We start from the raw sequence: 13,588 nt of genomic DNA, 5'->3' as shown, positions 1-13,588 counted from the left end.
GTTTTATTGAGAAATCCGCGAGTCGAATGTGCGCTGTTCATTGTGAACAGAAATGTGAATAAAGTCCTTCCGCCTTGACGATAACGAAGCGTTGCATGCTGTCTCGCCATCGCAGCAGGCGCGGTGCTCACAGGCAAGGCGCAAGCCGCTGCCGCCACCCATTGCGCACAGCGCGCAATCCGGCGACGCTCCCTGGCATCCCTGAGCTTCTCCGACCGATGCGTGCGCGGCGTGCGGCATGGACGGCTCCAGTCCACGTAACGGCATGTGCAGCGGATTGGAGAGCTGCGATCGCCGAAGCTGCTCGCTCGCGGCCAGCAGCATCCCTGTGACGATGACCATCGACGCAGAAAACGCGAACGCAGTCGACACCATCGTGCGAGTCGCTCTGCCGTGCAGACTCAGAGCGCCGAGCAGCGCAAGCGACAGCAAGAAAAATGCCGGTAGCAGAAATATCGAAGCGTCACCCACTCCTTCACACCACTTTCGCAATGTTGGGCTGAACTGCCTGGAAGCGAACATACGCATTGGACCTGGTCGAAGAAAAATAGCTAAGTGCCGATTGGCGTAAAGGCGCGGGACGTGCATTACCCCGCTGCGTTGCGCGACGAATGCGTCCGCGTGCTGGAGTCCGCGCGTTATTCAGACTGTAAAAAAACCGTATTCACCGAGATATAGAAGAATGTCGATTTCGCGCGATACGAGTGATCGATTTCCACTGCCTTGCATGACAGACGCTCGTCTGCCTCGCTCCACGTTCCGGGCCCGCTGCGATGATCAAAATCGCGAAACAAAAAAATGCCGCCCCACTCGGGGCGGCAAGGCCGAAAATCGGAGCATATTCACCAGCCGTATTGCGGTGACGACTGGGTGATCGTTATTTCAAGGCTTTTGGTGGCCAAGTCCTATAGAAGGATTTCGAATTTTTGCGATGGCGGTGCGTATATTGGACTTCGACTAATTCGACCGCGAATATTCGACCGATTGACGCGCGCATTCCCCATTCGGTGCTGTCGATAATCGGCCCGGGAAATGCCTGTTGATACCGCCTGGCGCTGCCTACGAAATCCCGTCCATCGCATTGATCAATCTCAACCTTCGGCCACTGGGCGATCGACATAGTTCGAAAGAACTATGTCCGGGCCGTTTCGCCTAGTTCCAACGGATCGCTCCGACTGACCATCCGGCGGATATTCATCCCGATGCCGGACGAACACAATCGTGCTCAGCGACTTGCATGCCGTCCCGTGGCTGCCCACGCACGCCGGGACGTATCAAAGGAGAAGCACGATGAGTTCAAGACCGTTATCGACGCGGCGCGGCCGCGTGATCGAAATCTGGACACCCGAGGACAAAGCGTTCTGGGAACGCGAGGGCGAAGCCGTCGCCAAGCTCAATCTGTGGATCTCGGTCCCAGCCCTCTTCCTCGCGTTTGCGATCTGGCAGGTGTGGAGCGTCGTCGCCGTGAGCCTGCCGACGCTCGGATTCCGGTATTCGACCAACCAGCTCTTCTGGCTCGCCGCCGCGCCCGCGCTCAGCGGCGCGACGCTGCGCATTTTCTATTCGTTCATGGTGCCGCTCGTCGGCGGTCGGCGCTGGACGGCCATTTCGACGGCATCGCTGCTGATCCCCGCCGTCGGCATCGGCATCGCTGTGCAGGACACGTCCACGAGCTATCCGACGATGCTCTCGCTTGCGTTGCTATGCGGCTTCGGCGGCGGTAACTTCAGCTCGAGCATGGCCAACATCAGCTTCTTCTTCCCGCGCGAGCGCAAAGGCTCGGCGCTCGGCGTCAATGCGGGGCTCGGCAACCTGGGCGTGTCGGTGGTGCAGTTCCTTAGTCCCCTCGTCGTGACGGCGGGGATCTTCGGCGTGTTCGCCGGCGATCCGCAAAGCATCGTCAAGGATGGACAGATTTCGCACGTGTGGACGCAGAACGCCGCGTTCATCTGGGTTCCATGGATCACGATCGCGTCACTGGCCGCATGGTTCGGCATGAACGATCTCGCGGAGGCCAAGGCGTCGTTCGCCGAGCAGGCCGTCATTTTCCGGCGCAAGCACAACTGGCTGATGTGCGTCCTGTATCTCGGCACGTTCGGCTCGTTCATCGGCTACGCGGCGGGATTTCCGCTGCTGATCAAGAGCCAGTTCCCCGGCGTGAATCCTCTCGCGTATGCGTGGCTCGGGCCGCTCGTCGGCGCCGTCGTCCGGCCGTTCGGCGGCTGGCTCGCGGACAAGCTCGGCGGCGCGCGCGTGACGCTGTGGAACTTCGTCGTGATGGCATGCGCGGTGGGCGGCGTCCTCTGGTTCCTGCCGTCGGGTCCGTCGGGCGGTGCCTTCTCGGGCTTCTTCGTGAGCTTTCTCGTGCTGTTCCTGACGACGGGCATCGGCAACGGCTCGACCTTCCGCATGATCCCCGTGATCTTCCTGTCCTCGAAGCTGAAGGAAGTCGACGCCAACGATCGCGACGCAGTGCAGCGCGCAACCAGGGAAGGCAATACGGAAGCGGCCGCCACGCTCGGCTTCGCAGCGGCGATCGCGGCTTATGGCGGCTTCTTCATCCCAAAGAGCTACGGCAGCTCGATCGCCCTCACGGGCGGCCCGCAGGCCGCGCTGTACATCTTCGTCGCCTTTTACCTGATCTGCATCGCGCTGACCTGGTGGCACTACGCCCGCCGCAACGCGCCGATGCCTTGTTGAACCCCGGAGCGCAACCCTATGAGCCACTTTCTCGACCGACTGAGCCACTTCGCTCTGCCCAAGGAGCGCTTCGCGGACAGCCACGGTCTGACCACAGCTGAAGACCGCACCTGGGAAGACGCGTACCGGAACCGCTGGTCGCACGACAAGATCGTGCGCAGCACGCACGGCGTGAACTGCACGGGCTCCTGCTCTTGGAAGATCTACGTGAAGGGCGGCATCGTCACGTGGGAAACGCAGCAGACCGACTATCCGCGTACGCGCTGGGACATGCCGAACCACGAACCGCGCGGCTGCGCACGCGGCGCGTCGTATTCGTGGTACCTGTACAGCGCGAACCGCATCAAGCATCCGATGGTGCGCGGCCGGCTGCTCAAGCGCTGGCGCGAGGCGCTCAGCGTCCATCGCGATCCCGTCGATGCGTGGGCGTCGATCGTCGAGAACGCCGATGCCCGGCGCGATTATCAGAAGGTGCGCGGCATGGGCGGCTTCGTGCGCAGCACATGGGACGAAGTGAACAAGCTCATCGCCGCGGCCAACGTCTACACGATCAAGCAGCATGGTCCCGACCGCGTGATCGGCTTCTCGCCGATTCCGGCAATGTCGATGGTCAGCTATGCAGCGGGAAGCCGCTACCTGAGCCTGATCGGCGGCGTATGCATGAGCTTCTACGACTGGTATTGCGACCTGCCGCCCGCCAGCCCGCAAGTCTGGGGCGAGCAGACGGACGTGCCCGAGTCGGCGGACTGGTACAACTCCTCGTACATCATCGCGTGGGGCAGCAACGTTCCGCAGACACGCACGCCCGATGCGCACTTCTTCACCGAAGTCCGCTACAAGGGCACGAAAACGGTCGCCGTGACGCCGGACTACAGCGAAGTCGCGAAGCTGTCCGACCTGTGGCTGCATCCTCGGCAAGGCACGGACGCGGCGCTCGCGATGGCGTTCGGCCACGTGGTGCTAAACGAGTTCTACTTCAGGACACGCAGCGCCTATTTCGATGACTACGCGCGGCGCTACACCGACCTGCCGATGCTCGTGATGCTCAAGGAGCACACGCTGCCCGACGGGCGCACGACGCTCGTGCCGGACCGCTACCTGCGCGCAAGCGACTTCAACGGCGCACTCGGACAAAGCAACAACCCCGAATGGAAGACGATCGCGTTCGATGCGACTGGGCGCGCGGTGTTGCCGAACGGCTCGATCGGCTTTCGCTGGAGCGCGCAGGATGGCGACGACAAGGGCAGGTGGAATCTCGAAGACAAGGAAGCGCGTCACGATGCACAGGTCAAGCTCAAGCTCTCCATGCTCGAAGACGGCGAGCAGGCGCATGAGATCGTCGATGTCGCGCTGCCCTACTTCGGCGGCGTCGAGTCGCCGCACTTCACGGCCAATCCGCTGAACGGGCAGATCAATCACGTCCGCGTGCCCGTAGTGCGCCTGCCGCTCGGCAAGGAAGGCGAGCGCCGCGACGCGCTGGTGGCGACCGTGTTCGACCTCCAGGCTGCGCAGTACGGCATCGATCGTGGGCTCGGCAGTGGCGCGTCCGGCTACGATGACAATGCCGCCTATACGCCCGCCTGGGCCGAGTCGATCACGGGCGTGCCGCGCGATCAGATCATCACCGTCGCGCGCGAGTTCGCAAGCAACGCGGACAAGACGCAAGGCCGCTCGATGGTGATCATCGGCGCGGCGATGAATCACTGGTATCACGCCGACATGAACTACCGCGGCGTGATCAACCTGCTGATGATGTGCGGCTGCATCGGCAAGAGCGGCGGCGGCTGGGCGCATTACGTCGGCCAGGAAAAGCTGCGTCCGCAGACGGGCTGGACGGCGCTCGCCTTCGCGCTCGACTGGGCGCGCCCGCCGCGCCAGATGAACAGCACGAGCTTCTTCTATGCCCACACGGACCAATGGCGCTACGAGAAGCTCGACATGGAGGAAATCGTCTCGCCGCTCGCGGACCGGCAGATCTACGGCGGCAGCATGATCGACTACAACGTGCGCGCGGAGCGCATGGGATGGCTGCCGAGCGCGCCGCAACTGCGGACCAACCCGCTGCATCTCGCCAGGGATGCCGCCGCTGCCGGCATGGAAGCAAAGGACTATGTGGCGAACAGCCTGCGCGACGGCAGCCTGCAAATGAGCTGCGAAGACCCCGATGCGCCGCAGAACTGGCCACGCAACATGTTCGTGTGGCGCTCGAACCTGCTGGGCTCATCGGGCAAGGGTCACGAATATTTCTGCAAGCACCTGCTCGGCACGGAAAACGGCGTGCAGGGCAAGGATCTCGGCGACGACGACGCACGCCCCACCGAAGTGAAGTGGCACGGACAAGCGCCCGAAGGCAAGCTCGACTTGCTGGTGACCCTCGACTTCCGCATGAGCACGACGTGCCTGTACTCGGACATCGTGCTGCCGACCGCAAGCTGGTACGAGAAGAACGACCTCAATACCAGCGACATGCATCCGTTCATTCATCCGCTTTCGGCCGCCGTCGATCCTGTCTGGCAGTCGCGTTCCGACTGGGAAATCTACAAGGGATTTGCGAAGGCTTTCAGCGAAGTGTGCGTCGGGCATCTCGGCGTCGAGCAGGACGTCGTGCTCACGCCGCTGATGCACGACTCGCCTGCCGAGCTCGCGCAACCGTTCGGCGTGAAGGAATGGCACAAGGGCGAATGCGAGCTGATTCCGGGCAAGACCGCGCCGCAGATCGCCGTGGTCGAGCGCGACTATCCGAACCTGTACAAGCGCTTCACCGCACTCGGCCCGCTGATGAACAAGGTGGGCAACGGCGGCAAGGGCATCGCGTGGAAAACGGAAACGGAGGTCAAGCAGCTCGGCCAGCTCAACGGCATCACGGAAGCGGAAGGCTCGACGAAAGGCATGCCGCGCATCGTGTCCGACATCGACGCGTGCGAAGTGATCCTGCAACTCGCGCCCGAAACGAACGGACACGTTGCCGTGAAGGCGTGGGAAGCGCTGTCGAAGGCAACCGGCCGCGATCACCGTCACCTAGCGCTCTATCGCGAAGACGAAAAGATCCGCTATCGCGACGTGCAGGCGCAACCGCGCAAGATCATCAGCTCGCCGACGTGGAGCGGCATCGAAAGCGAGACGGTCAGCTACAACGCGGGCTATACGAACGTGCATGAACTGATTCCGTGGCGCACGCTCACGGGCCGGCAGCAGTTCTATCAAGATCATCCGTGGATGATCGCATTCGGCGAAGGATTTTCGAGCTATCGCCCGCCCGTGGACCTTAAAGCGACGTCGGATATCCACGAGATCAAGCCGAACGGTCATCCCGAGGTCGTGCTGAACTTCATCACGCCGCACCAGAAATGGGGCATTCACAGCACGTACAGCGACAACCTGCTGATGCTCACGCTCAATCGCGGCGGCCCTGTCGTCTGGCTGAGCGAGGACGACGCGCGGCGCGCCGGCATCGAGGACAACGACTGGGTCGAGCTCTTCAACATCAACGGCGCAATTGCGGCGCGCGCGGTGGTCAGCCAGCGCGTGAACCCCGGCATGGTGCTGATGTATCACGCGCAGGAAAAGATCATCAACACGCCGGGCTCGGAGATCACGGGCGTGCGGGGCGGCATCCACAACTCCGTCACGCGAATCGTCCTGAAGCCCACGCACATGATCGGCGGCTACGCGCAACTCAGCTACGGCTTCAACTACTACGGCACGATCGGCACGAACCGCGACGAATTCGTGGTGGTGCGCAAGATGAAGAACGTCGACTGGCTGGATACCCCGCGCGATGACGGACTCGCGCGGGCATACCAGACCCAGGGCGAAAACCCTGACCTGTCGACGAACCGAAGGAGTCAATGATGAAAGTACGCGCACAGATCGGCATGGTGTTGAATCTCGACAAGTGCATCGGATGCCATACCTGCAGCGTGACCTGCAAGAACGTATGGACCAGCCGGCCGGGGGTCGAGTATGCATGGTTCAACAACGTCGAAACGAAACCGGGTATCGGCTACCCGAAGGAATGGGAAAACCAGGACAAGTGGAATGGCGGCTGGGAGCGCCGTGCGGATGGTTCGATCGCGCCACGTCAGGGCGCGAAGTGGAAGCTGCTGATGAAGATCTTCGCGAATCCGAATCTGCCGCAGATCGACGACTACTACGAGCCCTTCACGTTCGACTACGAGCATCTGCATCGCGCGCCCGAAATGAAGGCGGCGCCCACTGCGCGGCCGCGTAGTCTGATCACCGGGCAGCGCATGGAGAAGATCGTCTGGGGGCCGAACTGGGAAGAGATTCTGGGCGGCGAATTCAGCAAGCGCAGCAAGGACCGCAATTTCGACGATATCCAGAAGGATATCTACGGCCAGTTCGAAAACACCTTCATGATGTATCTGCCGCGCCTGTGCGAGCACTGCCTGAACCCGGCGTGCGTCGCGTCGTGCCCGTCGGGCTCGATCTACAAGCGCGAGGAAGACGGCATCGTGCTGATCGATCAGGACAAGTGCCGGGGCTGGCGCATGTGCGTGAGCGGCTGTCCGTACAAGAAGATCTACTACAACTGGAAGAGCGGCAAGGCCGAGAAGTGCATCTTCTGCTATCCGCGCATCGAGGCCGGCCAGCCGACCGTCTGCTCTGAAACCTGCGTCGGACGCATCCGCTATCTGGGCGTGCTGCTGTATGACGCCGATCGCATCGAACAGGCGGCAAGCGTCGAGCACGACAAGGACCTGTATCAGGCCCAGCTCGGCGTCTTTCTCGATCCGCACGATCCCGCCGTGATCGCGCAGGCGCTCAAGGACGGCGTGCCGCAGAACTGGCTCGACGCGGCTCGCGCGAGCCCTGTCTACAAGATGGCCGTCGAGTGGCAGGTCGCACTGCCGCTGCATCCCGAGTACCGCACGCTGCCGATGGTCTGGTACGTGCCGCCCCTTTCGCCCATCACGGCCGCCGCGAACGCTGGGCACGTGAGCGCGAACGGCGAAATCCCTGACGTGAGCCAGTTGCGCGTGCCCGTCCGATACCTCGCGAACCTGCTGACGGCCGGCGACACCGCGCCTGTCGTCCGCGCACTCGAACGCATGCTGGCCATGCGCGCGTGGCAGCGGGGCCGTCACGTCGATGGACGCGAAAACCACGCGGTGCTTCAGCAGGTCGGGCTCAGCGTCGCGGAAGTCGACGAGATGTATCGCGTGATGGCCATTGCGAACTACGAAGACCGCTTCGTCATCCCGACGTCGCACCGCGAATATGCGGAGAACGCCTTCAATGTGCGCGGCGGCTGCGGTTTCAGCTTCGGCAACGGCTGTTCGGAGGGCGTCACGGAAACGAGCCTGTTCGGCAGCGAGAAGAGGCGCACGATTCCGATTCGCGTGGAGGGCTGAGCGATGTCCACTATCTATACCGATCAACCTTCGCTCAAGACGACGCTGCGCGTGCTCGCGCATCTTCTCGATTATCCGGATGCGGCGTTGCGAGCGGCCCTGCCCGAGATGCGCGACGCGCTGCATGCGCAAGACACGCTCTGTGCGCAACGGCTTGGCGAAATCGACTCGCTCATCGACACGCTGCTGGGCGACGACGGCTTCGACACCGAGGCCGCTTACGTCGATCTGTTCGATCGCGGTCGCGGCACCGCGCTGCATCTGTTCGAGCACGTGCACGGCGACTCGCGCGAGCGCGGTCCGGCGATGATCGATCTGATCCAGACCTACGAGCAAGCGGGGCTGTATCTCGCGTCGGATGAACTGCCCGATCATCTGACCGTGCTGCTCGAATACGCATCGACGCAGCCGCCCGAATCCGCGAGGGGCCTGCTCGGCGAAACCGCGCATATCCTGCGCAATCTCTACAGCGCACTGACCCGTCGGCAAAGCGCGTATGCGAGCGTGCTGGCCGCGCTGCTCGACCTCGCGGGAGAACCGGTGCGTGCCGTCGAACTGCCGCGCGAGCCGGGCCTCGACGAAACCTGGAGCGAGCCCGCCGCCTTCGACGGATGCTCGTCCCAAGGCCAGCGACGCCCCGGCGAGCCACAGCCCGTGCGCATCGTCAGAAACGAGCGCGAGCCTCTTCAAACGCAATCCCGCATGCAACTTCATGCGCAACCTGATGCGCAATCTCATGCGCAGTTTCGTGCGCAACCTGTGCAACCTGAGCAAGGAGCATCGGCATGAACCCCGTGCACAACTTCTTCTTCGGCGTCTATCCGTATGTGTGCCTCGCCGTGTTCCTGTTGGGCTGTCTCATCCGCTTCGACCGCGACCAGTACACGTGGAAAAGCGATTCATCCCAGCTCTTGCGGGCCGGACAGTTACGCTGGGGCAGCAACCTGTTTCACATCGGCATCCTGTTCCTGCTGTTCGGGCACACGGTCGGCCTGCTGACGCCGCATGCGCTCTATGAGCCGTTCATCAGCGCGCAGCACAAGCAGTTGCTCGCGATCATTTCGGGCGGAACGGCGGGACTGATCTGCTTCGTCGGGCTGACGCTGCTCCTTCACCGGCGTCTGTCCGATCCGCGCATCCGCCTCACGAGCCGCCGCACGGATATCGCGATTCTCGTGATCCTGTGGGTGCAACTGTGCCTCGGCCTGATCACGCTGCCCTTCTCGTTCGCCGACCGCGCGGACGCGCACACGATGCTCGTGCTCGCCGACTGGGCCCAGCGGATCGTGACGTTCCGCCCGGACGCGAGCGGACTGCTTACCGTCGAGTGGCCGTTCAAGGTGCACATCGTGCTCGGCATGACGATTTTTCTGCTGTTCCCGTTCAGCCGGCTCGTGCACGTGTGGAGCGGGTTCGCATCGGTGGCCTATGTGTTCCGGCCTTACCAGCTCGTGCGTTCGCGTCGGCTGAACGTGCGCTCGCAGGGTCAGTCGGCCCGCAAACTCTGAACTCAGGGAGTCAACCATGCAGAACGATCCGACGGACGTCGCAACGGTCAATGGCGTGGCGCTTCATCGTCCGGACGAAATGCTCGACGCCGGAACGCTGCGCCAGCGCGCGTGCACCGAGCTATTGCGGCAGGCGGCCATTGCGCAAGGACTGCTCGACGCGGACGACCCCACATCCGCGGACGGCGCAACGAGTCCCGCGGCGACGGCCGCCATCGACGCGCTGCTCGAACGCGTGCTGCACGTGCCGGAACCCGCCGACGACGCGTGCCGCCGCTACTACGCCGCTCACCCGGCCCGCTACGCGGTGGGCGAATGCGTGCACGCGCGGCATGTGCTGTTCGCCGTGACGCAGGGCGTGGACGTCAACGCGCTTCGTCAGCGGGCGGAAGCGTGTCTGCTCGACGTGCGATGCAGCGATGCCGACAAAGTCGACCGTTTCGCCCGCGCGGCGGCCGAGTTGTCGAATTGCCCGAGCGGCGCTGCGGGCGGCGACCTGGGATGGCTCGCCGCCGACGAATGCGCGCCCGAATTCGCCTCGCAACTTTTCGGCCAGACGGAGATCGGCGTATTGCCACGGCTGGTGCATACGCGCTTCGGCTTGCATGTGGTGGAAGTCCTCGCGCGCAAGCCCGGCGCGCAGCAAGACTTCGAGACGGTGCGTACAGCCGTCGCGCAGACCCTGCGGCAATTGGCGTTTTCGACGGCAGTACGTCAGTATGTCAGCCTCGAGGCCGCACACGCGGATATCATCGGCGTCGATATCGAAGCGGCCGCAACGCCGCTCGTCCAGTAATCCGCTCTATCGAAGCCCTTTCACCCGCCCTTGCCCGCTTGTCCATTCCATGCCGCTGATCGAACTCTATCCGTATGTGAAGCTCGCTCATGTGTCGTTCGTGGCTAGCAGCGGCCTGCTGTTCGCGACGCGCGGCGCGGCCACGCTGACCGGGCAAGCCTGGCCCACGCGTCCCGGCTGGCGCCGGCTCAGCTACGTGATCGACACGTCACTGCTGGCAGCCGGCGTCACGTTGTGGCTCATGCTGCATCTGAACCCCGTACGGGACGCATGGCTTGGCACCAAGCTGCTTCTGCTGGTTGCCTATATCGTGGCTGGATCGTTTGCGCTGAAACACGGCCGCACGCGGTTCGTCCAATGCGTGAGCTTCGGATGCGCGCTCGCGCTGTATCTGCTGATTGCGTCGGTTGCCGTCACCCATCGGCCGCTCGGACTGCTCGCGCACGCGTAGTGCTCGTCCATCCCAGGTCACGCTCAACTGCTTTGCAGCCTGCTTTTGTCATCTGATGTCACCAGCCCAACCAGCCTGACGACACAACGGCAAACGCTTGATCTGGATCAGACTTCTCTCGACCAGGCAACGGCACATTGTCGGAAGAAGGCTCTGGGTGTCGACCGCCAGCCGAATTACCGGCCGACGGTTCCGAGCAACCTACCGACGTCAATGAAAAAATTCCAGACTCTCGCGGCGAAGCTAGGCATCATCGGCGGTTTGCTGCTGCTTGCGGCGTCCGTTTCGATTGGCTACACGCTGTGGGCAAGCTGGCAGCTCGAAGGCGGCGCGGCCGCCGTCAATGAAGCGGGCCGCATGCGCATGCAAACCTGGCGGCTCGCGCAAACGCTCGCGCGCGGCGATCCCGCGCACATCGAGGCACAAGCCGATCAGTTCGAGCAAAGCGTCGCGCTGTTGCGCAACGGCGATCCTGCGCGGCCACTGTTCGTGCCGCGCGACGCACGCTCGACGGACGCGTTCGCGGACGTGCAACGCGCATGGACCCTGGTGCGCGGCCACTGGACCGCTTCCCCCGTGCCCGATTCGGCGCAGGCAGCCGCCGAGGCCGAGGATTTCGTCAAGCATATCGATCGGCTCGTGTCGGCCATCGAGGGGCGACTGTCCTATCTGACCGCGATCCTGAACATGCTGCAGGTTTTCATGATCGGCTTGACGATTGCGAGCGCGGTCACGCTGCTTTATTCGGCCTATATCTTCGTGTTCAATCCGCTCGAACGGCTCAAGACGGGACTCGCGCGCGTGCGGGAAGGCGATCTGACGGCGCGCGTCAAAGTCGACTCGAACGACGAATTCGGCACGCTGTCCGAAGGCTTCAACCGGATGGCCGAAACGCTCCAGGAGCTTTATCAGAATCTGGAGGTGAAAGTCGAGGAAAAGACCGAACGGCTCGCCGCGCAAAATGCCCGGCTCAGCACGCTCTATGAGGCAAGCGCGTTTGCCGCGCACGCGGCGACATTCGACGAACTCGCAAGCGGCTTTGCGAGACTGGCGCGGCTGGCGGTGAAGGCCGATGCGACCGCCGTGCGATGGACCGACGAAGCCAATCAGCGCTATCTGCTCGTGGCATCGGACGGCCTGCCGACTGAGATTTCCGAAAGCGAAAAGTGCATTCCGACAGGCGGCTGCCATTGCGGCCAGCAGCACGCGCAAGCGGGCACGCGCGTAATTCCGATCCACCCCGCTCATCCGGGTTCGTTCGGGCATTGCTCGAAAGCCGGTTTCAGCACCGTGATCGGCGTGCCCGTCAAATTGCAGGACAGAATGGTCGGCGAACTGGATCTGTTCTTCAACGTCCCCGCGACGCTGACGGACGAGGACCGCGTGCTGATCGAAACGATGGGAAGTCACCTTGCCGTCGCGCTCGAAGGTCTGCGCGCGGGAGCGCTGGAACGCGAAGCGGCCGTCGCTGCCGAGCGCAATCTGCTTGCGCGCGAAATGCACGACTCGATCGCGCAAAGCCTCGCCTTCATGAAGATCCAGATCGGCCTCTTGCGCGGCGCGATCAGGCATGCGGACGAGCCGCGCGTCGAGCGGACGGTAGGCGAACTCGATGCCGGCATTCACGAGAGCCTGTCCGACGTGCGGGAGCTTTTGCTGAATTTCCGCACGCGCACGAGCGGCGAAGACATCATTCCCGCGCTGCGCACGACGTTGCAAAAATTCGAGCACCAGACGGGACTCGCGACGCATCTGTCCGTCGAAGGACACGGCGTGCCGCTGCCCGCCGACGTTCAGGTGCAGGTGCTGCACGTCGTTCAGGAAGCGCTGTCGAATATCCGCAAGCACGCTCACGCAACCGAGGTATGGCTCGACGTGCAGCAGGAACCGCCATGGCGCGTGACGGTCCGCGACAACGGATGCGGCTTCGTCAGCGGCGCTGTGCAAAACGATCGCCATATCGGCTTGCGGATCATGCACGAGCGCGCCGAGCGCATCGGCGCCGCCGTATTAATCGACTCGATGCCCGAATCGGGCACGCGCATCGTACTCACCTTGCCCGAACGCAGGAGGCTGGCAGCATGACAGACCCGACATTGATCCGCGTGCTCGTGGTCGACGATCACACGCTGTTCCGGCGCGGCGTCACCGCGCTGTTGAGAGCCGACTCGCGCTTCGAAGTAGTCGCCGAGGCGGGCGATGCCGGCGAAGCCTACCGGCGCGCCGCCGAAACGCAACCGGACATCATCCTGCTCGACAATCATCTGCCGGGCGTCAGCGGCGTCGATGCACTGCCGGGACTTCTCGAAGCGGCGCCGCATGCCCGTGTGCTGATGCTGACCGTCAGCGAAGACGAAAGCGATCTGTCTGCCGCGCTGCGCGGCGGCGCGCGCGGCTATCTGCTCAAGACCGTCGACAGCGACGTGATGGCCGCGGCGATCGTGCGAACGATGGCAGGCGAATCGACCGTCAGCCCGGAGATGACCAGCAAGCTCGTCACCGCGTTTCAATCGCTGCAAGGCAAGGACGAAAAAGCTGCATCCGAAGAGGACCCGATCCATAATCTGTCGCCGCGCGAAGAGCAAATCCTCGCGCAGGTCGCGCAAGGCCGGACCAACAAGGAAATCGCGCGCGCGATGAATATTGCGGAAACCACCGTCAAGATTCACGTGCAGCACATTCTGCGCAAGCTGAAGCTCAGCTCGCGCGTGCAGGCAGCCACTTACGCGGTCGCGCGCGCAACGTAGGATTCCCCCGT

10 protein-coding genes are annotated in these 13,588 nt (G+C 63.3%); 9 read left to right on the top strand and 1 reads right to left on the bottom strand.

Translation table 11 applies throughout. The annotated features are described in order from the left end of the window. Nucleotides 1–3 precede the first annotated feature (3 nt). On the bottom strand, nucleotides 4–432 hold the full coding sequence (locus BMW76_RS15880; protein ID WP_218162539.1) for a hypothetical protein: 429 nt from the start codon (nucleotides 430–432) through the stop codon (nucleotides 4–6). Between the two features lie 858 nt (nucleotides 433–1,290). Here BMW76_RS15880 and BMW76_RS15875 point away from each other — a divergent pair. The 9 genes from BMW76_RS15875 to BMW76_RS15835 all read left to right on the top strand — a co-directional run bounded on the left by BMW76_RS15875 (nucleotide 1,291) and on the right by BMW76_RS15835 (nucleotide 13,577). Further along, the gene (locus BMW76_RS15875; RefSeq protein WP_090866598.1) at nucleotides 1,291–2,700 is read left to right on the top strand and encodes a NarK family nitrate/nitrite MFS transporter; all 1,410 of its coding nucleotides are present in this window, start codon (nucleotides 1,291–1,293) and stop codon (nucleotides 2,698–2,700) included. Between the two features lie 18 nt (nucleotides 2,701–2,718). Beyond that, nucleotides 2,719–6,552, top strand: coding sequence for a nitrate reductase subunit alpha (locus tag BMW76_RS15870; RefSeq protein ID WP_090866596.1), 3,834 nt, complete (start codon nucleotides 2,719–2,721; stop codon nucleotides 6,550–6,552). Then, nucleotides 6,552–8,075: a nitrate reductase subunit beta gene (gene narH / locus BMW76_RS15865; protein ID WP_090866594.1), complete on the top strand. Its 1,524-nt coding sequence runs from the start codon at nucleotides 6,552–6,554 to the stop codon at nucleotides 8,073–8,075. The genes BMW76_RS15870 and narH overlap by 1 nt, the downstream gene beginning before the upstream one ends. 3 nt (nucleotides 8,076–8,078) lie before the next feature. Continuing rightward, nucleotides 8,079–8,864: a nitrate reductase molybdenum cofactor assembly chaperone gene (narJ, locus tag BMW76_RS15860; protein ID WP_177200400.1), complete on the top strand. Its 786-nt coding sequence runs from the start codon at nucleotides 8,079–8,081 to the stop codon at nucleotides 8,862–8,864. Continuing rightward, a complete protein-coding gene (gene narI / locus BMW76_RS15855; protein ID WP_090866592.1) occupies nucleotides 8,861–9,583 on the top strand; it encodes a respiratory nitrate reductase subunit gamma in 723 nt (240 codons plus the stop codon). The genes narJ and narI overlap by 4 nt, the downstream gene beginning before the upstream one ends. 16 nt (nucleotides 9,584–9,599) lie before the next feature. Beyond that, nucleotides 9,600–10,379, top strand: coding sequence for a peptidylprolyl isomerase (locus tag BMW76_RS15850; protein ID WP_090866590.1), 780 nt, complete (start codon nucleotides 9,600–9,602; stop codon nucleotides 10,377–10,379). 49 nt (nucleotides 10,380–10,428) lie between these two features. Then, nucleotides 10,429–10,830, top strand: coding sequence for a SirB2 family protein (locus tag BMW76_RS15845; protein ID WP_090866588.1), 402 nt, complete (start codon nucleotides 10,429–10,431; stop codon nucleotides 10,828–10,830). A gap of 213 nt (nucleotides 10,831–11,043) precedes the next feature. Further along, the gene (locus tag BMW76_RS15840) at nucleotides 11,044–12,915 is read left to right on the top strand and encodes a type IV pili methyl-accepting chemotaxis transducer N-terminal domain-containing protein (protein WP_090866586.1); all 1,872 of its coding nucleotides are present in this window, start codon (nucleotides 11,044–11,046) and stop codon (nucleotides 12,913–12,915) included. Continuing rightward, the gene (locus BMW76_RS15835; protein WP_090866584.1) at nucleotides 12,912–13,577 is read left to right on the top strand and encodes a response regulator; all 666 of its coding nucleotides are present in this window, start codon (nucleotides 12,912–12,914) and stop codon (nucleotides 13,575–13,577) included. The genes BMW76_RS15840 and BMW76_RS15835 overlap by 4 nt, the downstream gene beginning before the upstream one ends. Nucleotides 13,578–13,588: the final 11 nt, after the last annotated feature.

The sequence above is a fragment of the Paraburkholderia diazotrophica genome, from assembly GCF_900108945.1.
GTDB lineage: Bacteria > Pseudomonadota > Gammaproteobacteria > Burkholderiales > Burkholderiaceae > Paraburkholderia > Paraburkholderia diazotrophica.
The sequence above is the reverse complement of the archived record's forward strand: the minus strand, read 5'-3'. Positions and strand labels throughout refer to the sequence as shown.